The organism is Hydrogenophaga sp. GW823-FHT04C09 (assembly GCF_058796355.1).
Map to the genome: position 1 here is coordinate 473,202 of NZ_JBXAIO010000003.1, position 22,188 is coordinate 495,389.

At 67.0% G+C, this 22,188-nt stretch carries 21 protein-coding genes and 1 tRNA gene; 1 reads left to right on the top strand and 21 read right to left on the bottom strand.

Going from position 1 to position 22,188, the window contains the following annotated elements:
- Positions 1–13 precede the first annotated feature (13 nt).
- From nuoL to tsaD, 21 genes are all read right to left on the bottom strand, one after another.
- Positions 14–2,059 carry an NADH-quinone oxidoreductase subunit L gene (gene nuoL, locus AC1Q9M_RS11325; RefSeq protein WP_382320769.1) on the bottom strand — a complete coding sequence of 682 codons (2,046 nt, stop codon included), beginning with the start codon at positions 2,057–2,059 and terminating at the stop codon, positions 14–16.
- 40 nt (positions 2,060–2,099) lie between these two features.
- Positions 2,100–2,408 carry an NADH-quinone oxidoreductase subunit NuoK gene (nuoK, locus tag AC1Q9M_RS11330; RefSeq protein ID WP_291120478.1) on the bottom strand — a complete coding sequence of 103 codons (309 nt, stop codon included), beginning with the start codon at positions 2,406–2,408 and terminating at the stop codon, positions 2,100–2,102.
- Entirely contained in the window at positions 2,405–3,055 is a 651-nt protein-coding gene (locus tag AC1Q9M_RS11335; RefSeq protein WP_382156526.1) for an NADH-quinone oxidoreductase subunit J, read from the bottom strand. The genes nuoK and AC1Q9M_RS11335 overlap by 4 nt, the downstream gene beginning before the upstream one ends.
- Positions 3,056–3,106: 51 nt before the next feature.
- A complete protein-coding gene (gene nuoI / locus AC1Q9M_RS11340) occupies positions 3,107–3,643 on the bottom strand; it encodes an NADH-quinone oxidoreductase subunit NuoI (RefSeq protein WP_291120482.1) in 537 nt (178 codons plus the stop codon).
- 15 nt (positions 3,644–3,658) lie between these two features.
- Complete coding sequence (gene nuoH / locus AC1Q9M_RS11345) at positions 3,659–4,735, bottom strand: NADH-quinone oxidoreductase subunit NuoH (protein ID WP_291120484.1); 1,077 nt, start codon at positions 4,733–4,735, stop codon at positions 3,659–3,661.
- On the bottom strand, positions 4,732–6,864 hold the full coding sequence (gene nuoG / locus AC1Q9M_RS11350; protein WP_382328541.1) for an NADH-quinone oxidoreductase subunit NuoG: 2,133 nt from the start codon (positions 6,862–6,864) through the stop codon (positions 4,732–4,734). The genes nuoH and nuoG overlap by 4 nt, the downstream gene beginning before the upstream one ends.
- Positions 6,865–6,878: 14 nt before the next feature.
- Entirely contained in the window at positions 6,879–8,252 is a 1,374-nt protein-coding gene (gene nuoF, locus AC1Q9M_RS11355) for an NADH-quinone oxidoreductase subunit NuoF (RefSeq protein WP_382320773.1), read from the bottom strand.
- Complete coding sequence (locus AC1Q9M_RS11360) at positions 8,249–8,773, bottom strand: NADH-quinone oxidoreductase subunit NuoE family protein (protein WP_382320776.1); 525 nt, start codon at positions 8,771–8,773, stop codon at positions 8,249–8,251. The genes nuoF and AC1Q9M_RS11360 overlap by 4 nt, the downstream gene beginning before the upstream one ends.
- Positions 8,770–10,023 (bottom strand): NADH-quinone oxidoreductase subunit D, encoded by a 1,254-nt coding sequence (locus AC1Q9M_RS11365; protein ID WP_382156518.1) that lies wholly within the window; start codon positions 10,021–10,023, stop codon positions 8,770–8,772. The genes AC1Q9M_RS11360 and AC1Q9M_RS11365 overlap by 4 nt, the downstream gene beginning before the upstream one ends.
- Positions 10,024–10,110: 87 nt before the next feature.
- Positions 10,111–10,719, bottom strand: coding sequence for an NADH-quinone oxidoreductase subunit C (locus AC1Q9M_RS11370; protein WP_382325663.1), 609 nt, complete (start codon positions 10,717–10,719; stop codon positions 10,111–10,113).
- Positions 10,720–10,788: 69 nt separating this feature from the next.
- Positions 10,789–11,268, bottom strand: coding sequence for a NuoB/complex I 20 kDa subunit family protein (locus tag AC1Q9M_RS11375; protein ID WP_066270388.1), 480 nt, complete (start codon positions 11,266–11,268; stop codon positions 10,789–10,791).
- Positions 11,269–11,304: 36 nt separating this feature from the next.
- Positions 11,305–11,664 carry an NADH-quinone oxidoreductase subunit A gene (locus AC1Q9M_RS11380; RefSeq protein ID WP_204735483.1) on the bottom strand — a complete coding sequence of 120 codons (360 nt, stop codon included), beginning with the start codon at positions 11,662–11,664 and terminating at the stop codon, positions 11,305–11,307.
- A 48-nt stretch (positions 11,665–11,712) separates the two neighbouring features.
- A tRNA-Leu gene (locus tag AC1Q9M_RS11385) sits at positions 11,713–11,797 on the bottom strand.
- Between the two features lie 180 nt (positions 11,798–11,977).
- Entirely contained in the window at positions 11,978–12,382 is a 405-nt protein-coding gene (gene secG, locus AC1Q9M_RS11390) for a preprotein translocase subunit SecG (RefSeq protein WP_291117827.1), read from the bottom strand.
- Between the two features lie 55 nt (positions 12,383–12,437).
- Positions 12,438–13,184: a triose-phosphate isomerase gene (tpiA, locus tag AC1Q9M_RS11395; RefSeq protein WP_492433811.1), complete on the bottom strand. Its 747-nt coding sequence runs from the start codon at positions 13,182–13,184 to the stop codon at positions 12,438–12,440.
- Positions 13,185–13,206: 22 nt separating this feature from the next.
- Entirely contained in the window at positions 13,207–14,196 is a 990-nt protein-coding gene (locus tag AC1Q9M_RS11400) for an NAD(P)H-quinone oxidoreductase (protein WP_382328539.1), read from the bottom strand.
- 20 nt (positions 14,197–14,216) lie between these two features.
- On the bottom strand, positions 14,217–16,346 hold the full coding sequence (gene pnp / locus AC1Q9M_RS11405; protein WP_444686964.1) for a polyribonucleotide nucleotidyltransferase: 2,130 nt from the start codon (positions 16,344–16,346) through the stop codon (positions 14,217–14,219).
- Between the two features lie 234 nt (positions 16,347–16,580).
- Positions 16,581–16,847: a 30S ribosomal protein S15 gene (gene rpsO, locus AC1Q9M_RS11410; RefSeq protein WP_291117839.1), complete on the bottom strand. Its 267-nt coding sequence runs from the start codon at positions 16,845–16,847 to the stop codon at positions 16,581–16,583.
- Positions 16,848–16,968: 121 nt separating this feature from the next.
- Positions 16,969–18,171, bottom strand: coding sequence for a pyridoxal phosphate-dependent aminotransferase (locus AC1Q9M_RS11415; protein WP_382320782.1), 1,203 nt, complete (start codon positions 18,169–18,171; stop codon positions 16,969–16,971).
- Between the two features lie 25 nt (positions 18,172–18,196).
- Positions 18,197–19,501 (bottom strand): branched-chain amino acid ABC transporter substrate-binding protein, encoded by a 1,305-nt coding sequence (locus tag AC1Q9M_RS11420; protein ID WP_492433814.1) that lies wholly within the window; start codon positions 19,499–19,501, stop codon positions 18,197–18,199.
- A gap of 113 nt (positions 19,502–19,614) precedes the next feature.
- On the bottom strand, positions 19,615–20,718 hold the full coding sequence (tsaD, locus tag AC1Q9M_RS11425) for a tRNA (adenosine(37)-N6)-threonylcarbamoyltransferase complex transferase subunit TsaD (protein ID WP_444686966.1): 1,104 nt from the start codon (positions 20,716–20,718) through the stop codon (positions 19,615–19,617).
- Positions 20,719–20,791: 73 nt separating this feature from the next.
- On the opposite strand from tsaD, the gene AC1Q9M_RS11430 reads away from it, so the two are divergent.
- Positions 20,792–22,063 (top strand): nitrate- and nitrite sensing domain-containing protein, encoded by a 1,272-nt coding sequence (locus AC1Q9M_RS11430; RefSeq protein WP_492433817.1) that lies wholly within the window; start codon positions 20,792–20,794, stop codon positions 22,061–22,063.
- Positions 22,064–22,188 lie beyond the last annotated feature (125 nt).

The window sequence follows — 22,188 nt, forward strand, 5'->3', positions numbered from 1 at the left end:
GTTATCCCTCTTCTTATTTGGCGAGCCAGACGAAATACGTCATGAACAGCAGCACGCCCACGATCATCATGAGCGCGTAGTGGTAGAGGTAACCGGTTTGCGCGCGGCGCACGACCGAGGACACCACACCCACCAGCTTCCAGCTGGCGTTGACCACGCCGCCTTCGATCACGCCCCGGTCGCCGCCCTTCCAGAGGCCGACACCCAGCGCGCGCGCGCCACGGGCCAGCACGTTCTCGTTGAACCAGTCCAGGTAGTACTTGTTCTCCAGCACCACGATCAGCGGGCGCAGCGCGCGCGCGATGGCGGCCGGCACGGCCGGGTTGATCAGGTACATGTACCAGGCGCACACCGCGCCGGCCAGCGCCAGGTACAGCGGCGCGGTCGACAGCGCGTGGGTCGCCATGGCCAGGGGGCCGTGGAACATCTCGCCGAACTTCACCATGGCCGGGTGGGCCGCGGTGTTGATGGTGATGGCGTCCTTGAAGAAGTCACCGAACAGCATGGGCTGGATGGTGATGAAACCGATCACCACCGAAGGAATGGCCAGCAGCAGCAGCGGCACCGTCACCACCCAGGGCGACTCGTGCGGCTTGCCATCGCCGTGGCCGTGCCCATGGTCGTCGTGGTGGTCGCCATGGTCATCGTGGTGACCGTGGTGGGCGTCCGGGTTCTGGTCGTAGCGCTCCTTGCCGTGGAACACCAGGAAGTAGAGGCGGAACGAGTAGAACGAGGTGACGAACACGCCCGCGAGCACCGCGAAGTGCGCGAAGCCGGCGGCGGGCAGGTTGCTGAAGTGCACCGCCTCGATGATGCTGTCCTTGGAATAGAAACCGGAGAACAGCGGCGTGCCGATCAGGGCCAGCGTGCCCAGCAGCGAGGTGATCCAGGTGATGGGCATGTACTTGCGCACGCCACCCATCCAGCGGATGTCCTGGTTGTGGTGCAGACCCATGATGACCGAGCCGGCGGCCAGGAACAGCAGCGCCTTGAAGAAGGCGTGGGTCATCAGGTGGAACACGGCCACCGAGTAGGCGGAGGCGCCCAGCGCCACCGTCATGTAGCCCAGCTGCGAGAGCGTGGAGTACGCCACCACGCGCTTGATGTCGTTCTGGATGATGCCCAGGAAACCCATGAACAGCGCGGTGATCGCACCGATGACCAGGATGAAGTTGAGCGCGGTGTCCGACAGCTCGAACAGCGGCGACATGCGCGCGACCATGAAGATGCCGGCGGTCACCATGGTGGCGGCGTGGATCAGCGCCGAGATGGGCGTGGGGCCCTCCATGGAGTCGGGCAGCCAGACGTGCAGCGGGAACTGCGCGCTCTTGCCCATGGCGCCGATGAACAGGCAGATGCAGATCACGGTGATCAGCATCCAGTCGGTGCCGGGGAAGCCCAGCGTGCCGAGTTCGGGCGCCTTGGCGAACACCTCGGTGTAGTTCATGGTGCCGGCGTAGGCCACGATCAGGCCGATGCCGAGGATGAAGCCGAAGTCGCCCACGCGGTTGACCAGGAAGGCCTTCATGTTGGCGAAGATGGCCGTGGGCTTGTTGAACCAGAACCCGATCAGCAGGTAGGACACCAGGCCCACCGCTTCCCAGCCGAAGAACAGCTGCAGCAGGTTGTTGCTCATGACCAGCATGAGCATGGAGAAGGTGAACAGCGAGATGTAGGCGAAGAAGCGGTTGTAGCCGTCGTCCTCTTCCATGTAGCCGATGGTGTAGAGGTGCACCATGAGCGAGACGAAGGTGACGACCACCATCATCATCGCGGTGAGGCCATCGACCAGGAAGCCGATCTCCATCTTCAGGCCGCCCACCACCATCCAGGTGTAGATGGTCTCGTTGAAGCGCGCGCCGTCCACGGCCACGCTCTTGAGCGTCATGGCCGAGAGGATGAAGGCCACCAGCACGCCCAGGATGGTGAAGGTGTGCGAGGCGCGGCGGCCGATCACGTTGCCGCCGAAGGTGGTGCCCAGGATGCCGGCGATCGCCGAACCCAGCAATGGGGCCAGCGGAACGGCGAGCAAGGTGCTTGCAGAGAGGGTGGTGCTCATGGGGTTCTTGCCTGAGTTCTCGTGTGGGGTGGCCCTGGCCTCAACCCTTGAGGGTGTTGAGTTCTTCGACGCTGATCGACGACTTGTTGCGGAACAGCAGCACCAGAATGGCCAGACCGATCGCCGATTCGGCGGCGGCCACGGTCAGGATGAAAAACACGAAGACCTGGCCGTGCATGTCGCCCAGGAAATGCGAGAAGGCCACGAAGTTCATGTTCACGGCCAGCAGCATCAGTTCGATGGCCATGAGCAGAACGATGAGGTTCTTGCGGTTCAGGAAGATGCCCACGACCGAGATCGCGAACAGGATCGCGCCGACGGCGAGGAAATGGCCCAGCGAGACGGTCATGGTTTCTGGCCCTCCTGGGCGGCTGCCGCTTCGGCGGCGGGGGCGGCTTTCTGCGTGGCGTTCATGGGCAGCACCACCAGGCGGTCGCTGGCGCGCACGTGCACCTGCAGATTGGGGTTGATGGCCTTGCTGTCCTTGCGCTGGCGCAGGGTCAGCGCGATGGCCGCGATCATGGCCACCAGCAGGATCACGGCGGCCACTTCGATCGGGTATAGGTACTCGGTGTACAGCAGCACGCCCAGTTCACGGGTGTTGGAGTAGCCCGGGTCGGCGGCCACCGCGCCCGGATTGCCCGTGACCGTGGGGAAACCGGCCCACAGCACGGCGATGAGTTCGGCCGCCACGAAGGCGCCGAGCAAGGCCGCCACCGGGAAGTGCTTCCAGAAGCCCTGGCGCACCGTGTCCAGGTTGATGTCCAGCATCATCACGACGAAGAGGAACAGCACCATCACCGCGCCCAGGTACACCAGCACCAGCGTGATGCCCAGGAACTCGGCGCGCAGCAACAGCCACAGCGCCGCCGCCTGCGAGAACGCGAGCATGAGGTGCAGCACGGCATGCACCGGGTTGCGCGCGGTGATCACGCGGTAGCCTGCGTACAGCAGCACCGCGGCGAACAGGTAGAAAAAGCCGGTCTGGTAATCCATGGCGTCGTGGTTCTTGTGTCGTCTGGTCCGGCCGAATCGGTTCGGCGCCGGTCAGCGGTAGGGGGCGTCGGAGGCCCGGGCGGCGGCGATCTCGGATTCGTAGCGGTCGCCCACGGCCAGCAGCATCTCCTTGGTGAAATACAGGTCGCCGCGCTTCTCGCCGTGGTATTCGAGGACGTGCGTCTCGACGATGGAATCGACCGGGCAGCTTTCTTCGCAGAAGCCGCAGAAGATGCACTTGGTCAGGTCGATGTCGTAGCGCGTGGTGCGGCGCGAACCATCGGCGCGCACATCGGATTCGATGGTGATCGCCATCGCCGGGCAGACGGCTTCGCAGAGCTTGCAGGCGATGCAGCGCTCTTCACCGTTCTCGTAACGGCGCAGGGCGTGCAGGCCACGGAAGCGCGGCGACAGCGGCGTCTTCTCCTCGGGGAACTGCACCGTGACCTTGCGCTTGAAGGCGTAGCGGCCCGTCAGGGCCATGCCCTTGAACAGCTCCACCAGCAGGAAACTGTTGAAGAAATCGCGGAAGGAGAACGGCGCGGCGTGCGCGGACGGCGCGGTGGAATTGGCGGTGGTGGTGGACATGGTCGTTCGCCCGGCTTATTTCCAGAGGTTCCACGGGGTCTGCATGAGCGCGCCCACGAGGAGCAGCCAGATCAGCGTGACAGGGATGAAGATCTTCCAGCCCAGACGCATGATCTGGTCGTAGCGGAAGCGGGGGAAGGTGGCGCGGATCCAGATGAACATGGACACCACGACGCAGGTCTTGATGCCGAGCCAGATCCAGCCGGGGATGAAGTCGAGCGCGGCGATCGGCGACAGCCAGCCGCCCAGGAACATCAGCACGGCCAGCACGGACACCAGCCACATGCTGGCGTACTCGGCCAGGAAGAAGATGGCGAAGCCCATGCCCGAGTACTCGACCATGTGGCCGGCCACGATCTCGGCCTCGCCTTCGACCACGTCGAAGGGGTGGCGGTTGGTTTCGGCCACGCCGGAGATCAGGTAGACGAAGAAGATCGGCAACAGGGGCAGCCAGTTCCAGGACAGGAAGCCCAGGCCCATGTTGGCGCCCATGCCGCGCGCCTGAGAGGCCACGATCTCACCCAGGTGCAGGCTGCCGGCGGTCATGACCACCACCAGGAAGCAGAAGCCGATGGCGATTTCGTAGCTCACCATCTGTGCCGAGGCGCGCAGCGCGCCCAGGAAGGCGTACTTGGAGTTGGACGCCCAGCCGGCGATGATCACACCGTAGACCTCGATCGAGGTGATGGCCAGGATCACCAGCAGGCCGGCGTTCACGTTGGCGATGATCGCCTCCGGGCCGAAAGGAATCGCGACCCACGCGGCCAACGCCGGCATGATGGCCATGACGGGGCCGAGGCGGAACAGGCCGTTGCTGGCCGCGCTGGGGCGGATCAGTTCCTTGGTCAGCAGCTTGAGCGCGTCGGCGATCGGTTGCAGCAGGCCGAAGGGGCCCACGCGGTTGGGACCGTGGCGCACCTGGATCCAGCCGAGCAGCTTGCGCTCCCACAGCGTGAGGTAGGCCACCGCGCCCATCAGGGGAGCGAGCACGACCACGATCTTGATCAGGTTCCAGATGACGGGCCAGGCACCGGTGGCCCACCAGTCGGCGGCGATCAGGCCCAGGCCGCCGTTGTACATCGCATCGATCACGCTGCGGCTCCTTCCAGGGCTTGAGCGGTCCGCGCATCGGCGGTGAGTTGCAGGGCGGTCGAGCGGCGCACCAGGCCGTCGAGCTGGTAGATGGACGCCACGCAGGGCGCCACTTCGGCGGGCGACGTGTCGATCGCCGCGCTGCTCGCGTTGGACAGGCGGGCGGCATCAACCACGGCGCCGTTGCTCACGCCCGGCAGCGCCGCGGCCAGCACGGCCTGCGACGAATCGGCGTCGAAGCCCGGCAGGTCCAGCAGGTTGCCGAGCACGCGCAGCACCTTCCAGGCCGGGCGCGTGTCGCCCAGCGGGCGCACGACGGCGTGGAAGCCTTGCAGGCGGCCTTCGGCGTTCACGAAGGAACCCGAGGTTTCGGTGAACGGCGCGATGGGCAGCAGCACGTCGCTCACGTCGAGGTTGGTCTTGAAGGGGCTGAGGGTGACGACCATGCCGGCCGCCGCCAGACCCGTGGCACCGACGGCGGTGTCCTGGGCGGGTTCGGTGTTGAGCAGGATGGCGGCCTTGAGCTGGCCCACCAGCATCTGGCCGGCGTTCAGACCGCCCTGCCCCGGCACCGCGTTCACCAGCTGCGCGCCCACGGTGTTGGCCGCTTCGCTGAGGTAACCCACCGTGGCGCCAGTCTGTTGCGCGATCCAGTTCGCGAGCGCGAGCAGGCTGGCCGCCTTGGCATGGTGCGCTGCCGCGTTGCCCAGCAGAATGGCTTTCTGTTCGCCACCCAGCAGGGACTTGGCCACCGCGCGGTGCGCGTCCGTGGCCTCGCCACTCACGGGCGTCGCGGCACCCGTTTCGGCGCCGATGGCGGCCGCGATGCCGGCCAGCGCCGACACCCACAGGCCGCTGTCGGCCAGCACGGTGTTCTTCACCGGCATGGCCCAATCCTGCGCCACGGCGTTGAGCACGTTGACCTGCGCGCCCTTGCGCTGGGCCTGGCGGATGCGCTGCGCGAACAGCGGGTGGTCCTTGCGCAGGTTGGAGCCGATCACGAGCACGCGCTGCAGCGTGGAGAGCGATGCGATCGGCAGACCCAGCCAGCGGGCAGCACCGGTGGGTGCCGTGTTCGAGAAATCGGCGTGGCGCAGGCGCGCGTCGATGTTCTGGCTGCCCAACCCCCGCACCAGGGCACCGGCCAGGGCCAGCTCTTCGAGCGTGCTGTGCGGGCTGGCCAGCAGGCCGATGGCGGCGGCGCCGTGGTCGGCCTTGACCTGCTTCAGGCCATTGGCCACGTACTCGAGCGCGGTCTGCCAGTCGACCGTCTTCCATTCACCGCCCTGCTTGAGCATGGGCGAGGTCAGGCGTTCTTCGCTGTTGACGGCTTCGTACGAGAAGCGGTCACGGTCGGCGATCCAGCATTCGTTGACGGCTTCGTTTTCCAGCGGCACCACGCGCATGACCTTGTGGTTCTTCACCTGGACGATCAGGTTGGCGCCGGTGGAGTCGTGCGGGCTCACGCTCTTGCGGCGCGAGAGCTCCCAGGTGCGGGCGCTGTAGCGGAAGGGCTTGCTGGTGAGCGCGCCGACCGGGCAGATGTCGATCATGTTGCCCGAGAGTTCGGAGTCCACCGTGTCGCCCAGGAAGGTCTCGATCTCGGCGTGTTCGCCGCGGTGCGACATGCCCAGCTCCATCACGCCGGCCACTTCCTGGCCGAAGCGCACGCAGCGGGTGCAGTGGATGCAGCGGCTCATCTCTTCCATGGAGATCAGCGGGCCCACGTCCTTGTGGAACACCACGCGCTTTTCTTCTTCGTAGCGCGAACCGGAGCCGCCATAGCCCACGGCCAGATCCTGCAGCTGGCATTCGCCACCCTGGTCGCAGATGGGGCAGTCCAGCGGGTGGTTGATGAGCAGGAACTCCATCACCGACTGCTGAGCCTTGATCGCCTTGTCGCTCTTGGTGCGCACGATCATGCCCTGCGTAACCGGCGTGGCGCAGGCCGGCATGGGCTTGGGCGCCTTCTCCACGTCGACCAGGCACATGCGGCAGTTGGCCGCGATGGACAGCTTCTTGTGGTAGCAGAAGTGGGGGATGTAGGTGCCCGCCTTCTCGGCCGCATGCATGACCATGCTGCCCGGGGGCACTTCCACCTTCTTGCCGTCGAGTTCGATTTCAACCATGGGAATGTCTTCTCTTAAGCGGCCTTGGCGGGCGTCTGAGCAGCCGTGATCTTGGCCTCGAACTCATGCCGGAAGTGTTTGATCATGGCGCGCACCGGCATGGCCGCCGCATCGCCCAGGGCGCAGATGGTGCGGCCCATGATGTTCTCGGCCACGTTGTCGAGCAGCGCCATGTCAGCGGGCTTGCCCAGGCCGCGATCGATGCGGTCCACCATGCGCCAGAGCCAGCCCGTGCCTTCGCGGCAGGGTGTGCACTGACCGCAGGATTCGTGCATGTAGAAGTAGGACAGGCGCTTGAGCGACTCGACCATGCAGCGCGAGTCGTCCATCACGATGACGGCACCCGAGCCCAGCATGGAGCCGGCCTTGGCGATGGAGTCGTAGTCCATCGTGCACTCCATCATGATGTGCGCAGGCAGCACCGGAGCCGACGAGCCGCCGGGGATCACGGCCTTGAGCGTGCGGCCCTTGCGCACGCCACCGGCGAGCTCCAGCAGCTTGCTGAACGGCGTGCCCAATGGCACTTCGTAGTTGCCCGGCATCTCCACGTCGCCCGAGACCGAATAGATCTTGGTGCCACCGTTGTTCGGCTTGCCGCAGGCCAGGTAGGCCGCACCGCCGTTGCGGATGATCCAGGGCACCGCCGCGAAGGTCTCGGTGTTGTTGATGGTGGTGGGCTTGCCGTACAGGCCGAAGCTGGCCGGGAACGGCGGCTTGAAGCGAGGCTGGCCCTTCTTGCCTTCGAGCGATTCGAGCAGCGCGGTTTCTTCACCGCAGATGTAGGCGCCGAAACCGTGCGCGGCGTGCAGCTGGAAGTTGAAGCCGCTGCCCATGATGCCGTCGCCCAGGAAGCCGGCGGCGCGCGCCTCTTCCAGTGCCGCCTCGAAGCGCTCATAGGCTTCGAAGATCTCGCCGTGGATGTAGTTGTAGCCCACGCTGATGCCCATCGCATACGCCGCGATAGCCATGCCTTCGATGACGATGTGCGGGTTGTACAGCAGGATGTCGCGGTCCTTGCAGGTGCCGGGCTCGCCTTCGTCCGAGTTGCACACCAGGTACTTCTGGCCCGGGAACTGGCGCGGCATGAAGCTCCACTTCAGGCCGGTGGGGAAGCCCGCACCGCCCCGGCCGCGCAGCGCCGATTCCTTGAGCGTGGCGATCACCTGGTCCTGCGTCATGCCCACGACGGGCGGATCACCGGCCGGCGGTGAGCCGTCCTGGCCCAGCACCTTGCGCAGGGCCTGGTAACCACCGCGGGCCACGTAGTCCTCGAGCGACCAGTTGCTGCCATCGAGGCCGGCGTAGATCTGCGGTTCGATGTGGCGGCCGTGGAAGCAGGTCTGCACGCCGGTGGCGCGGAACTGCGAGAGGATCTGCTCGGCGTTCATGCTTGTCCTTCCGAGGCCTGCACGGACGATTTGAGGCCGTCGACCAGCTGGTCCAGCTTCTCATTGCTCATGAAGCTGCACATGTGGCGGTCGTTGACCAGCATCACGGGGGAGTCGGCGCAGGCACCCAGGCATTCGCTCTGCTGCAGCGTGAACAGGCCGTCGACCGTGGTCTCGCCCATGGTGATGCCCAGCTTCTGCTCCAGGTGGTGCAGGGCCTTGTTGCCGTCGCGCAGCTGGCACGGCAGGTTGGTGCAGACGTTGAGCTTGAACTTGCCCACCGGCCGCTGGTTGTACATGTTGTAGAAGGTCGTGACCTCGTGCACCGCGATCGGTTCGACACGCAGGTAGGCGGCCAGCGCCACCTCGGCTTCAGGGCTCACGTGGCCCTCTTCCTGCTGGATGATGGACAGGCAGGCCATCACCGCGGAAATGCGCTGCTCGTCGGGGTACTTCGCGACCTCGCGGTCGAAGCGCCGGATCGTGGCCTCCTGGAAGGACTCGGGCGTGACGGTGCTCATCGGTCGATCTCTCCGAAAACGATGTCCATGGTGCCGATGATGGCCACCGCGTCGGCCAGCATGTGGCCGCGCGCCATCTCGTCCATGGTGGCGAGGTGCGCGAAACCGGGCGCGCGGATCTTCAGGCGGTAGGGCTTGTTGGCGCCATCGCTCACGAGGTAGATGCCGAACTCGCCCTTGGGGTGTTCGACCGCCGCGTAGGCCTCGCCTTCGGGCACGTGGAAACCTTCGGTGAAGAGCTTGAAGTGGTGGATCAGCTCTTCCATGTTGGCCTTCATGGCCTCACGGGCGGGCGCGGCCACCTTGTGGTTGTCGGTGATCACCGGGCCGGGATTGGCGCGCAGCCATTTCGAGCATTGTTCGATGATGCGGTTGGACTGCTTCATCTCCTCCATGCGGACGAGGTAGCGGTCGTAGCAGTCGCCGGTCTTGCCGACCGGGATGTCGAAGTCCATCTGGCCGTACACGTCGTAGGGCTGCTTCTTGCGCAGGTCCCAGGCGATGCCGGAGCCGCGCAACATGGGGCCGGTCATGCCCAGGTTGAGCGCGCGCTCGGGCGTGACCACACCGATGCCGACGGTGCGCTGCTTCCAGATGCGGTTGTCGGTCAGCAGCGTGTGGTATTCGGCCAGGTAGGTCGGGAAGCGCCGGGTGAAGTCGTCGATGAAGTCCAGCAGCGAACCCTGGCGGTTCGTGTTCATCTGCTCCATGGCGCGCGCGTTGCGGATCTTGCTGTGCTTGTACTGCGGCATGCTGTCCGGCAGATCGCGGTACACGCCGCCCGGACGGAAGTAGGCCGCGTGCATGCGCGCACCCGAGACGGCTTCGTACATGTCGAACAGGTCTTCACGCTCGCGGAACGCGTAGATCAGGATGGTCGAGCTGCCGCAATCGTTGCCGTGCGAACCCAGCCACATCAGGTGGTTGAGCAGGCGCGTGATCTCGCTGAACATCACGCGGATGTACTGCGCGCGGATCGGCACCTCGATGCCCAGCAGCTTCTCGATGGCCAGGCAGTAGGCGTGCTCGTTGCACATCATGGACACGTAGTCCAGCCGGTCCATGTAGGGCAGCGACTGGATGTAGGTCTTGTGCTCGGCCAGCTTTTCGGTGGCGCGGTGCAGCAGGCCGATGTGCGGGTCGGCGCGTTGCACGACCTCGCCGTCCAGCTCCAGCACGAGGCGCAGCACGCCGTGCGCGGCCGGGTGCTGCGGGCCGAAGTTCAGGGTGTAGTTCTTGATCTCTGCCATGTCAGGGCTCCCGCCGGGCCGTCCCAAGGGAAGCCCGCGCCCCCTCGGGGGGCAGCGAATACACGAAGTGATGAGCGTGGGGGTGCATCAGTGAAGCCCGCCGTAGTTGTCTTCGCGGATGATGCGCGGCGTGATCTCGCGCGGCTCGATGGTCACCGGCTCGTAGATCACGCGCTGGCGCTCGGCGTCGTAGCGCATTTCGACGTGGCCCGACAGCGGGAAGTCCTTGCGGAACGGGTGGCCGATGAAGCCGTAGTCGGTCAGGATGCGGCGCAGGTCGTCGTGGCCTTCGAAGACGATGCCGTACAGGTCGAAGGCCTCGCGCTCGTACCAGTTGGCCGCGGCCCACAGCGGGGTCACCGACGCCAGCACCGGGAAATCGTCTTCGGGGCAGAACACGCGCACGCGAACGCGGTGGTTGTGGGTGACGGACAGCAGGTGCACCACCGCCGCGAAGCGCTGGCCTTCCCAGCGGCCATCGCCGTAGGTCTGGTAGTCCATGCCGCAGAGGTCGATGAGCTGTTCGAAGCGGGCCTCGGGCGCATCGCGCAGGGTCTGCATGACGGCCAGGTAGTCGGCCGCCTTCACCGTGAGCGTGAGCTCTTCGCGGACCACCTGGAGGGATTGGGCCTTGTCGCCCAGCAGACCCGCCAGCGAGTTCTTCAGCGCCTCGGGCTCGACGGCAGGGGGAGTCATGGCGGTGTCGGTCATGAACAGGGTTCTTTCAGGGCCAGTGACGTGCTAGCGATGTCAGGGGCGCCGCGCTCAGGCACGCGCAATGGTGTGGGTGCGGCGAATCTTCTGCTGCAGCTGGATGATTCCGTACAGCAGCGCCTCGGCCGTGGGCGGGCAGCCGGGCACGTACACGTCCACCGGCACGATGCGATCGCAGCCCCGCACCACCGAATAGCTGTAGTGGTAGTAGCCGCCGCCGTTGGCGCACGAGCCCATGGACAGCACCCAGCGCGGTTCGGCCATCTGGTCGTAGACCTTGCGCAGGGCCGGCGCCATCTTGTTGCACAGCGTGCCGGCCACGATCATCAGATCGGACTGGCGCGGGCTGGCGCGGAACACTTCGGAGCCGAAGCGGCCGATGTCGTAGCGCGCGGCGGCCGCGTGCATCATCTCGACCGCGCAGCAGGCCAGACCAAAGGTCATGGGCCAGAGCGAGCCGGTCTTGGCCCAGTTCACCACCGAGTCGTAGCTGGTGGTGACGAAACCTTCCTTGAATACACCTTCAATCATGAACCGCTCCGGTGCGCGCGCACGCGTCTGTCGAACTCATTCCCAATCCAGCGCGCCTTTTTTCCATTCGTAGGCGAAGCCCACGGTCAGGATGGCCAGGAACACCACGCCAGCGAAGAAGCCCGTGGCCCCGATGTCGGAGAACGCCACGGCCCAGGGAATGAGGAATGCAATTTCGAGGTCGAACAGGATGAAGAGGATGGCCACCAGGTAGTAGCGCACATCGAACTTCATGCGGGCGTCTTCGAAAGCCTCGAAGCCGCATTCGTAAGGGGAGTTTTTCTCGGCGTCCGGGAGGTTGGGGCCAAGGATGTAGCCCAGAACCTGCGGGATGATCCCTACGGCAATACCCACCAAGATAAACAGGAGCACAGGAAGGTATTGTTCGAGACTCATCTTGGGTAGATTCCGCTGACACGGCGTGGGACCGTGTTGTCCAATGATTGGTGCCGACGGCGAGACTCGAACTCGCACAGCTTTCGCCACTACCCCCTCAAGATAGCGTGTCTACCAATTTCACCACGTCGGCTGGGTCTGCATTGATGGGCTCGCGAGGAATGGTGCGAGCCTTGCTGACAACCCATAGAGTTTACCCTGAAACGCCCCCTGTTTCCGGGGGCTGCCCCGGTTTTTCCGAAGGAATCGGTCGGGTTGTCGCAGCGCAGGAAAAGTCCGCCCAGCGTGGTGTCCGGGCGGATGGAGGATTCGCTTACTTGGCGGGAATCTGGGCCGCGCCGGTGGCCGGTGCGGCATCGCCTGCGGCAGCCGGCGCGGGCGCCGTGCCGGTGCCCGGGATCTGCTGGGCGGCTCCGGCCGGTTGCGCGGGCAAGGCAGCGCCTTCCAGCACGCTGCCCGTGCTCGGTGCGGCGGTGCGCAGGTTGCCGAAATACGCCAGAGCCAGCGTGCAGGCGAGGAAGATGGCGGCCAGCACGGCCGTGGTGCGCGACAGGAAGTTCGCGCCACCCGAGGCGCCGAACAGGCTGGCCGAACCGGCGCCACCACCGAAGGCCGCGCCCGCATCGGCACCCTTGCCGTGCTGCATGAGGATCAGGCCGATCATGCCCAGCGCGGCCAGGATCTGAACCGCCAGCAGGATGGTCAACAAAACGTTCATCTTTTTTCTCCGGAGATATCGGTTGTCGCCGCGCCACCCAGGGCGCGAGCGGGGATTAAGGGGCCGAAGCCACGATCTGAAGGAAGTCGAGCGCCTTGAGCGACGCACCGCCAATGAGGCCGCCGTCGATGTCGGGCTGGGCCAGCAGGCTCGCGGCGTTGGCGGCGTTCATGCTGCCGCCGTACAGGATGTGAACCCGACCGGCATTCTGCGTCGCCGCCGAAATCTGGGCGCGCAACACGGCGTGCACCTGCTGCGCCTCTTCGGGTGTGGCGGTCTTGCCGGTGCCGATGGCCCAGACCGGCTCGTAGGCCACGACGATTTCGGTGATGCAGTGGCCGCAGAGATGGATGACGGCCGCCAGCTGGCGCTTAACCACCTCCTCGGTGTGACCGGCCTCGCGCTCGGCCAGCGTTTCGCCGACGCAGACGATGGGCGTGATGCCCTTGGCCAGCGCGGCTTTCGCCTTCTCGGCCACCAAGGCGTCGGTTTCGCCGTGGTACTGGCGGCGCTCGGAATGGCCCACGATGGCGTAGCGGCAGGCGAAGTCGCGCAGCATGGCCGCCGACACCTCACCGGTGTAGGCGCCCTGCTCCTGGTTCGACACATCCTGCGCACCCCAGGCGATCGGGCTGCCTTGCAGCAGCGCGCCCACCTGCGCCAGGTAGGGCGCGGGCACGCACAGAGCCATGTCGGCCTTGGGCGACTGGCCGCCGAGGCCATCGAGCATGGCCTTGACCAGCGCTTCGTTGGCGGCCAGCGAGCCGTTCATCTTCCAGTTGCCTGCAATCAGTTTTCTCATGACGGGTTCTTCTCTGACCGGGTCAGGCCCAGCTCAACACGAGCTTGCCGACGTGCTGGTTGGACTCCATCAGCGTGTGCGCCGCCGCGGCCTGCGCGGCGGGGAACACCTGGTGAATCACCGGCTGGATGCGGCCTTCGGCCAGCAAGGGCCACACACGCGCGCGCAGCGAGGCCGCGATCGCCGCCTTGAACGCCACCGGCCGGGGCCGTAGGGTGGACCCCGTGATGGTCAGGCGGCGGCGCAGCACCAGGCCGGCGTTGAACTCGGCCTTGACGCCGCCCTGCACCGCGATGATCACCAGCCGGCCGTCTTCGGCCAGGCATTCGATCTCGCGGCTCACGTAGCTGCCGGCGACCATGTCGAGGATGACGTTGACGCCTTGCTTGCCCGTGAGCTCGGCCACGGCGGCCACGAAGTCCTGGGTCTTGTAGTTGATGGCGTGGTCGGCGCCGAGCTTGAGGCAGGCGGCGCACTTGTCGTCGCTGCCGGCGGTGGCGATCACGCGAGCGCCCAGGGCCTTGGCCATCTGGATCGCGGTCACGCCGATGCCGCTGGTGCCGCCCTGCACCAGCAGGGTTTCACCGGCCTGCAGGCGACCGCGGTCGAACACGTTGCTCCAGACGGTGAAGAAGGTCTCGGGCAGCGAAGCGGCGGCGATGTCGTCCAGACCTTCGGGCACCGGCAGGCATTGCCCCACGGGCGCCACGCACCACTGCGCATAACCACCCCCGGCGACCAGCGCGCACACGCGGTCGCCGGCCTTCAGGCCGGCTTCCGCCATCGCGGCGGCATCGCCCGATTCGATCACGCCCGCCACCTCGAGGCCGGGAATGTCGGACGCGCCAAGCGGCACCGGGTAGTTGCCGGTGCGCTGCAGCACGTCAGGGCGGTTCACGCCCGACGCACTCACACGGATCAGCACCTCGCCCGCACCCGCGACCGGCACCGGGCGTTCGCCCAGGCGCAGGACTTCGGGTGCGCCATAGGCGCTGATTTCAACGGCTTGCATGACCGGCACCACCGGTGACATCACGACTGAGGCTGCTGAGGTGCCTGCTCGCCGGTGTTGCGTTCGGCCAAGGCCTTCATGGACAGCTTGACGCGGCCCTTTTCATCCGTCTCCAGCACCTTCACGCGCACGATCTGGCCTTCGGTCAGGTAGTCGGTGACCTTCTCGACGCGCTCGTGGGCGATCTGGCTGATGTGCAGCAGGCCGTCCTTGCCGGGCAGCAGGTTGATCAGGGCACCGAAGTCCAGGATCTTGGTGACCGGGCCTTCGTAGACCTTGCCCACTTCCACTTCGGCCGTGATCTGCTCGATGCGGCGCTTGGCTTCGTCGGCCTTGGCCGAGTCGGTCGAGGCGATGGTGATGGTGCCGTCTTCGTCGATGTTGATCTGCGTGCCGGTTTCTTCGGTCAGCGCACGGATGACGGAGCCGCCCTTGCCGATCACGTCACGGATCTTCTCGGGGTTGATCTTCATGGTGAAGAGCTTGGGCGCGAAGTTGGACACTTCGGTCTTGGCTTCGCCCATGGCTTCCTGCATCTTGCCCAGGATGTGCATGCGGGCTTCCTTGGCCTGGGCCAGCGCGACCTGCATGATTTCCTTGGTGATGCCCTGGATCTTGATGTCCATCTGCAGCGCCGAGATGCCGTTGGTGGTACCGGCCACCTTGAAGTCCATGTCGCCCAGGTGATCTTCGTCACCCAGGATGTCGGTCAGCACGGCGAAGCGGTTGCCGTCTTTGATCAGGCCCATGGCGATACCGGCCACGTGCGCCTTCATGGGCACGCCGGCGTCCATCAGCGCCAGGCAGCCGCCGCAGACCGAAGCCATCGACGAGGAGCCGTTGGACTCGGTGATCTCGGACACCACGCGCATGGTGTAGGGGAAATCTTCCTTGCTCGGCAGCGCGGCGATCAGCGCGCGCTTGGCCAGGCGGCCGTGACCGATCTCGCGGCGCTTGGGGGTGCCGAAGCGGCCGGCTTCGCCGGTGGCGAAGGGAGGCATGTTGTAGTGCAGCATGAAGCGGTCTTCGAACTCGCCGGCCAGCGCGTCGATGCGCTGCGCGTCGCGGTCGGTGCCGAGCGTGGCCACGACCAGCGCCTGCGTTTCACCGCGGGTGAACAGGGCCGAGCCGTGGGTGCGGGGCAGCACGCTGTTGCGGATTTCGATGGCGCGCACGGTGCGGGTGTCGCGGCCGTCGATGCGGGGCTCGCCGGCCAGGATCTGGCCACGCACGATCTTGGCTTCGATCTCGAACAGCAGGGCTTCGACGGCCACGCTGTCGAATTCCACGCCTTCGGCCTTCAGGGCGGCGAACACGTCGGCATAGGCCGTGCGGCAGGCCTGGGTGCGGGCCTGCTTGTTGCGGATCTGGTAGGCGGCTTCGAGCTTGGCCTTGGCCAGAGCGTCGACCTTGGCGATCAGCGGCTCGTCCTTGGCCGGCGGCTGCCAGTCCCAGGCCGGCTTGCCGGCGTCGCGCACGAGTTCGTTGATGGCGGCGATGGCGATCTTGCCCATGTCGTGGCCGTAGACCACGGCGCCCAGCATGACTTCTTCCGACAGCTGGTCGGCTTCGGATTCCACCATCAGCACGGCGGCTTCGGTACCGGCGACCACGAGGTCGAGTTGGCTGTCCTTGAGCTGGGTCTGGCCCGGGTTGAGCACGTACTCGCCGTTGACATAGCCCACGCGGGCGGCGCCGATGGGGCCGTTGAACGGGATGCCGCTGACGGCCAGCGCGGCGGAGGTGGCGATCATCGCGGCGATGTCGGCCTGCACTTCGGGGTTCAGGCTCACCACGTGCACGATCACCTGCACTTCGTTGTAGAAGCCTTCAGGGAACAGCGGGCGGATCGGGCGGTCGATCAAGCGGCAGGTCAGCGTCTCGAGTTCGCTCGGGCGGCCTTCGCGCTTGAAGAAGCTGCCGGGGATCTTGCCGGCGGCGTACGACTTCTCGGTGTAGTCCACCGTCAGGGGGAAGAAGTCCTGGCCGGCCTTGGCCTCGGTCTTGGCGACCACGGTGGCCAGGACCACGGTGTCATCGATGTTGACCAGCACGGCGCCGGTGGACTGGCGCGCGATTTCGCCGGTTTCCATCGTGACGTGGTGGGGGCCCCACTGGAAGCTCTTGGTGACCTTGTTGAACATGCTCATGGTGTCTCTCCGTTAAATGCGTGCAGCTTCGCTGCACAAAACCCGGAGACACAACCCAGAACACGATGCCATTCCAGAAGGACTGTGGGCGCCACACCTGGCGCACAACCCGTTTGGAATGACACAGCTTCGCTCTGTTGTCGGGGCTCCGGAATCAAAAAAGGCGCGTGACAAGCAAAAAACGCCCGAGCCAGCGAACCAACTCAGGCGTTTCGTGTGTCACAGCCGTGCCAATTACTTGCGCAGGCCCAGTTTCTGGATCAGGGCGATGTAACGCTCGGCGTCCTTGGACTTCAGGTAGTCGAGCAGCTTGCGGCGGCGGCTCACCATGCGCAGCAGACCGCGGCGGCCATGGTGGTCCTTGGCGTGGGTCTTGAAGTGAGGGGTGAGCTCGTTGATGCGGGCGGTCAGCAGTGCGACTTGCACTTCGGGGCTGCCGGTGTCGTTGGCGGCGCGGGCGTTGGCCGCGACCACTTCGGCTTTGATGGATTGGGCGATCATTGAAAGTTCCTTGGCCAGTTGCCTGGCGTTACGTGCGTCCCGCCGCAGCCGATGTGGGCCGCCGCGGGCGTGAAATTGCCGCCCGTGAAGACAGCAACCGCGAATTATAGACCAGAAGGACTCAGGAGGCAGCCGGCGGCTGGGCGGCCAGCCAGTGGCGCAGGCGCTCCACGCCCTGCACCAGGCGGTCCGTGTCGCGGCTGGCGAAGCACCAGCGCAGCCAGCCCCTGGCCTCGGGGCTGAAGGCGCTGCCGGGCGCCAGGCCCAGGCCGGCTTCGCGCACCAGGCGCTTGGCCACCGCCAGGCAATCGTCCTGCCCCGCCAGCCGGAAGAAGGCGTACATGCCGCCCAGCGGCTCGGCCAGGGTCACCCCGGGCAGCGCGCGCAGCAGCGGCACCAGGGTGTCGCGGCAGTGCCGCAGGTGCGCCACCAGGGCCGGGGTGACCTCGTCGCCGCGCTGCAGCGCCACGGTAGCCGCGCGCTGCACGAACACCGGCGCGCAGGAGGTGTTGTATTCAATGAGCTTGCCGATGGCGGCGGTGAGCGCTGGCGGCAGCACCAGCCAACCCAGGCGCCAGCCGGTCATGAGGAAGCTCTTGGAGAAGCTGTGGGCGACGATGACGCGGTCGTCCGGTTCGGCCACGTCCAGGAAGCTGGGCGCGGCGCCGTTGGGCGTGTCGTCCGCGAAATAAAGCCGCTCGTAGACCTCGTCGGCCAGGATCCAGGTGCCGGTGCGGCGGCAGTGCGCGAGGATGGTGCGCTGCTCGGCGGCGCTGAGCGTCCAGCCCGTGGGGTTGTTGGGGGCGTTGACCACCAGCAGGCGGGTCGAGGGCGTGATGGCAGCGAGCAAGGCGTCCATGTCCAGCACCCAGGCCCCCGCCCGGGGGCCATCGGCCTGCACGCGCAGCGGCACGGTCTTGACCTTCGCCCCCAGGATGAGCGGCTGCGCCACCAGGTTGGGCCAGGCCGGCGAGACCACGATCACCTCGTCACCCGCCTCCACCAGGGCCTGCGAGGCCAGCATGAGCCCGTTGACGCCGCCCGAGCTGACGGCCAGGCGATCGAACCAGTGGCCCGCGCCGCGCCCGGGGTGGAGCTTGTCGGTGTACGCCGCCAGCGCCTCGCGCAGCTCCTGCAGGCCCAGGTTGTGCGCGTAGAAGGTCTCGCCGGCCTGCAGCGAGGCCACGGCCGCGTCGCGGATGAAGCCGGGCGTGACCTCGTCGCTCTCGCCGAACCAGAACTTGAGCACATCGGCCCGGCCCAGGCCCTCGTTGGCCACTTCCCGGATGCGCGAGGCCTCCAGCTGCTCCACCACCTGTCTCATCGGCACACGCTCCCGCAAAGCTATATCAAGGTCGCTGCATGGTACAGGTGTGCGGCAGCTCGGCCTGCTGCGGGCTGAGGTTGCGGATCACGCGAAAGCCGTAGCCCGAGCCTTCGACGTCGAACTTGACGCCGGGCGCGCCCTGCCGGTCCATCACGGCCACGGCCAGCGATTGCTGGAACTGGTGGTCGGCGCCGCGCATGCGGGCGCGCTGGCCAGCGAGGGTGACGTCGGCCTTTTCCAGCTGGGCGGCGATGGTGGCGGCGTTGACCGGGCCGGCCGCGCCCGCGCGCTCGATGGCCTGCGCCAGTGCCTCGACCAGCAGCTGCATGCGCATGTGCACGTAGTCGTCGGCCGGGCTGGGGAAGCGCTCGCGGAACGATTTGTAGAAGGCCTCGGACTCGGGCGTGGGCACGTTGGGGAACCAGTCGGCCACGGCGATCACCTTGCCGATGCCGGCGTCGCCCATGGCGGCGGGCGCGCCCAGCGCGTTGCCGTAGAAGGTGTAGAAGCTGCCCTCGAAGCCGCTTTCGCGCGCGGCCTTCACCAGCAGCGTGAGGTCGTTGCCCCAGTTGCCGGTGAGCACGGCCTGCGCGCCGCTGGCCTTGATCTTGGCGGCGTAGGGCAGGAAGTCCTTCACGCGCGCCATGGGGTGCAGCTCGTCGCCGACGATGGTCACATCGGGCCGCTGGGCCGCGAGCTGGCTGCGCGCCTCGCGCAGCACGGCCTGGCCGAAGCTGTAGTCCTGCCCGATCAGGTAGATGTTCTTGAGCTGCTTGTCCTCGCGCAGCACGCTCATGAGAGCCTTCATGCGCATGTCGGCGTGGGCGTCGAAACGGAAATGCCAGAAGCTGCATTTCTCGTTGGTCAGCACCGGGTCCACCGCCGAGTAGTTGAGGAACAGCACCTGGCGCGCCGTGTCGCGCTCGTTGTGCTTGTTGATGGCGTCGATCAGCGCGCTCGCCGCCGCCGAGGAGTTGCCCTGGGCGACGATGGTGACGCCCTTGTCGATCGCCGAGCGCAGCGCCGAGAGGGCCTCGTCGGTCTGGCCCTTGCTGTCGAAACGCTCGATCACCAGCGGGCGGTTGCCGCCGGGCAGCTTCACGCCGCCACGGGCATTGACCCGCTCGGTGGCCCAGACCAGGTTGCGGAACACCGCATCGCCGGTGTTGGCGATCGGGCCGGAGAGGCCTTCGATCATGCCGATGCGGATCGGGGCGCCGGTGGCGGGCGCCTGCGCCACGGCCAGGGTGGTGGTCAGGCCGCCCACGAGGGCCGCGACGAACGCGCGGCGGCGCGGCGAAAACAGGGAATCGAACAGGTGTTTCATCAGGGAGGGGCTCCGGGTGCAAAGGCCGGGGACCGGGACTGGCCCACGCAGCAGAGTCGCCAAGGCGACAGCGCCGGGAGTTTAATTCATAATTACAGGAATCACCCGCCCGCTCATCCAGCGGTGGCAGGAAGGCCCAGGTCGGAAAGCGGCCAGCGCGGTTTCACGTCGAAGGGGTAACCGCCGGCGCCCGCTGCGTCGGTGCCGGCCAGCCCGGCCTGGGCCCGCATGCCGCCGGCCAGCGCGATCATGGCGCCGTTGTCGGTGCACAGGTGCAACTCGGGGTAGTGCACACGCACGCCGGCCTGGGCGCAGGCGGCGCCCAACTGCTCGCGCAGCAGCGCATTGGCCCCCACCCCACCAGCCACCACCAGGCGGCGCAGACCGGTCTGGCGGATCGCCATGAAGGATTTTTTCACCAGCACCTCGACGATGGCGGCCTGCACGCTGGCGGCCACGTCGGCCTTCTGCTGCGCGCTCAGCGGGTCGGCCAGGTGCAGCGTGGCCGGGCCGTCCGGGTGGGCATGGGCCAGCTTCTTCACCTGCGTGAGCACCGCCGTCTTGAGGCCGGCGAACGAAAAGTCGAGATCGCCGCTGTGCAGCAGCGGGCGCGGGAATTTGTAGGCCTGGGCGTCGCCCTGCTGGGCCAGGCGCGAGAGCGCCGGGCCGCCCGGGTACGGCAGGCCCAGCAGCTTGGCCGATTTGTCGAAGGCCTCGCCGGCCGCGTCGTCGATGGTCTCGCCCAGCAGTTCGTAGCGGCCCACGCCGTCCACCCGCATCAGCTGGCTGTGGCCGCCCGAGACCAGCAGCGCCACGAAGGGGAATTCGGGCGGGTCGGCGCTCAGGAAGGGCGAGAGCAGGTGGCCTTCGAGGTGGTGCACGCCGATCACCGGCTTGCCCAAGGCAAACCCGAGGGCGCAGGCCACGCCCGAGCCGACCAGCAAGGCGCCGGCCAGCCCCGGCCCCCGGGTGTAGGCGATGGCGTCCACGGCCGAGAGCGGCAGGCCGGCCTGGGCCAGCACGGCGTCGGTCAGCGGCAGGACGCGGCGGATGTGGTCGCGGCTGGCGAGCTCGGGCACCACGCCGCCATAGGCCTGGTGCATTTCAATCTGGCTGTGCAGGGCATGCCCCAGCAGCCGGGGGGTGGCGCTGCCGCTGGCATCGACCAGGGCCACGCCGGTTTCGTCGCAGGACGACTCGATTCCCAAAATCCGCATGCGGGAAGTGTACGGGGCGGCATGGTTGTTGCTCCGTGGCAGGGGCATGCCCCCTACCCCACGAACATCCCCCATGAAATCGGGCCTGAGTTTCCTTGTCGCTGCCAAGCGCTGCGAAATCGCCGAGCTGCAGGAGCTCGCGCTGACCAGCGCACTGGTGAATGTCACCGGCCGGCTCGTGCACGGTCTTCAACGCGAGCGCGGCCTGTCCAACCTGCACATCGGCTCCCAGGGCGCGCGTTTCACCGACATGCGCGCCCGCCAGATCGAGGAATGCCGCCAGACCGAGGCCGAGCTGCGCGCCTGTTTCGACAGCCTGGACACCGAGTCCGCCCGCGTCGGCCATGGCGCGCGCCTGTTCAGCCGCATCGCCTACGTGCTGCACGGCCTGAACGCGCTCGAAGACCTGCGCGAGCGCGTGGCCTCGCTGGCCTGGACCACCCGCCAGGCCACCGACGCCTACGTGCGCCTGATCGCGGGCCTGCTGGCGGTGGTGTTCGAGGCCGCCGACAGCGCGAGCGACCCCGAGGTCTCGCGCCTGCTGGTGGCGCTGTTCAACTTCATGCAGGGCAAGGAGTTCGCGGGCCAGGAACGCGCCGCCGGCTCGGCCCTGTTCGTCAGCGGCCGCGCCGAGGCGATCGAGCAGCAGCGCCTGCTGCACCTGATCGAGTCGCAGGAGCGCTGCCTGCAGGTGTTCGCCGAGTTCGCCAACCCGAAAGCGGTGGACCTGTGGGCGGCCAGCCAGGCCAGCGCCACGCTGGCCGAACTGGAGCGCCTGCGCCGCGTGCTCTGCACCGCCGCGCAGGGCGCGCCGCTCAACGTGCAGCTCAGCCAGGTCTGGTTCGACTGCTGCAGCCAGCGCATGGACCGCATGAAGGCGGTCGAGGACCGGCTCGCGCTCGACCTGCTGCGCGCCTGCGAGGACAAGATCGGCGCCGCCCGGACCGAGCTGGAGGCCTACCAGGCCCTCAGCACCACCGCCCCGCGCGAGGCCAACGCCCTCTCCTTCTTCCAGGACGCACCTTCCGCGGCCGTGCCCGCCGGCTTCGGCGCCGCCGCCCAGGGCTATGGCCTGCAGCTGGATCGCTCCATCCTCGAGCTGGTGCAGGACCAGGCGCGCCGCCTGCAGACCATGGGCGAGGAGCTGGACACGGTGCGCGCCAGCCTGAACGAGCGCAAGCTGATCGAGCGCGCCAAGGGCCTGCTGATGGCGCACCGCCAGCTCAGCGAGGAAGAAGCGCACAAGACCATGCGCCAGATGGCCATGAACCAGAACCGCCGGCTGATCGAGGTGGCCGAGGCCGTGCTGGCCATGGCCGACGTGCTGCCCGCCCGGCCCCACTGACACGCGGCCCGGTGCTGCGGTGCACAAATAGCGTGCCCGCCGGATCGGCTCGCACCAGTTTGAAGCCCACCACCCGGATGCCGCCCCACCGGCCGTCGGGTTTTTTCCTTGGAAATCAAGCGCTT

Excerpts from the sequence above, each read along its gene's own strand:
- nuoL (WP_382320769.1), bottom strand. The coding sequence starts at position 2,059 with ATGAGCACCACCCTCTCTGCAAGCACCTTGCTCGCCGTTCCGCTGGCC.
- nuoK (WP_291120478.1), bottom strand. The coding sequence starts at position 2,408 with ATGACCGTCTCGCTGGGCCATTTCCTCGCCGTCGGCGCGATCCTGTTC.
- AC1Q9M_RS11335 (WP_382156526.1), bottom strand. The coding sequence starts at position 3,055 with ATGGATTACCAGACCGGCTTTTTCTACCTGTTCGCCGCGGTGCTGCTG.
- nuoI (WP_291120482.1), bottom strand. The coding sequence starts at position 3,643 with ATGTCCACCACCACCGCCAATTCCACCGCGCCGTCCGCGCACGCCGCG.
- nuoG (WP_382328541.1), bottom strand. The coding sequence starts at position 6,864 with ATGGTTGAAATCGAACTCGACGGCAAGAAGGTGGAAGTGCCCCCGGGC.
- nuoF (WP_382320773.1), bottom strand. The coding sequence starts at position 8,252 with ATGAACGCCGAGCAGATCCTCTCGCAGTTCCGCGCCACCGGCGTGCAG.
- AC1Q9M_RS11360 (WP_382320776.1), bottom strand. The coding sequence starts at position 8,773 with ATGAGCACCGTCACGCCCGAGTCCTTCCAGGAGGCCACGATCCGGCGC.
- AC1Q9M_RS11365 (WP_382156518.1), bottom strand. The coding sequence starts at position 10,023 with ATGGCAGAGATCAAGAACTACACCCTGAACTTCGGCCCGCAGCACCCG.
- AC1Q9M_RS11370 (WP_382325663.1), bottom strand. The coding sequence starts at position 10,719 with ATGACTCCCCCTGCCGTCGAGCCCGAGGCGCTGAAGAACTCGCTGGCG.
- AC1Q9M_RS11375 (WP_066270388.1), bottom strand. The coding sequence starts at position 11,268 with ATGATTGAAGGTGTATTCAAGGAAGGTTTCGTCACCACCAGCTACGAC.
- AC1Q9M_RS11380 (WP_204735483.1), bottom strand. The coding sequence starts at position 11,664 with ATGAGTCTCGAACAATACCTTCCTGTGCTCCTGTTTATCTTGGTGGGT.
- secG (WP_291117827.1), bottom strand. The coding sequence starts at position 12,382 with ATGAACGTTTTGTTGACCATCCTGCTGGCGGTTCAGATCCTGGCCGCG.
- tpiA (WP_492433811.1), bottom strand. The coding sequence starts at position 13,184 with ATGAGAAAACTGATTGCAGGCAACTGGAAGATGAACGGCTCGCTGGCC.
- AC1Q9M_RS11400 (WP_382328539.1), bottom strand. The coding sequence starts at position 14,196 with ATGCAAGCCGTTGAAATCAGCGCCTATGGCGCACCCGAAGTCCTGCGC.
- pnp (WP_444686964.1), bottom strand. The coding sequence starts at position 16,346 with ATGAGCATGTTCAACAAGGTCACCAAGAGCTTCCAGTGGGGCCCCCAC.
- rpsO (WP_291117839.1), bottom strand. The coding sequence starts at position 16,847 with ATGATCGCCCAATCCATCAAAGCCGAAGTGGTCGCGGCCAACGCCCGC.
- AC1Q9M_RS11415 (WP_382320782.1), bottom strand. The coding sequence starts at position 18,171 with ATGAGACAGGTGGTGGAGCAGCTGGAGGCCTCGCGCATCCGGGAAGTG.
- AC1Q9M_RS11420 (WP_492433814.1), bottom strand. The coding sequence starts at position 19,501 with ATGAAACACCTGTTCGATTCCCTGTTTTCGCCGCGCCGCCGCGCGTTC.
- tsaD (WP_444686966.1), bottom strand. The coding sequence starts at position 20,718 with ATGCGGATTTTGGGAATCGAGTCGTCCTGCGACGAAACCGGCGTGGCC.
- AC1Q9M_RS11430 (WP_492433817.1), top strand. The coding sequence starts at position 20,792 with ATGAAATCGGGCCTGAGTTTCCTTGTCGCTGCCAAGCGCTGCGAAATC.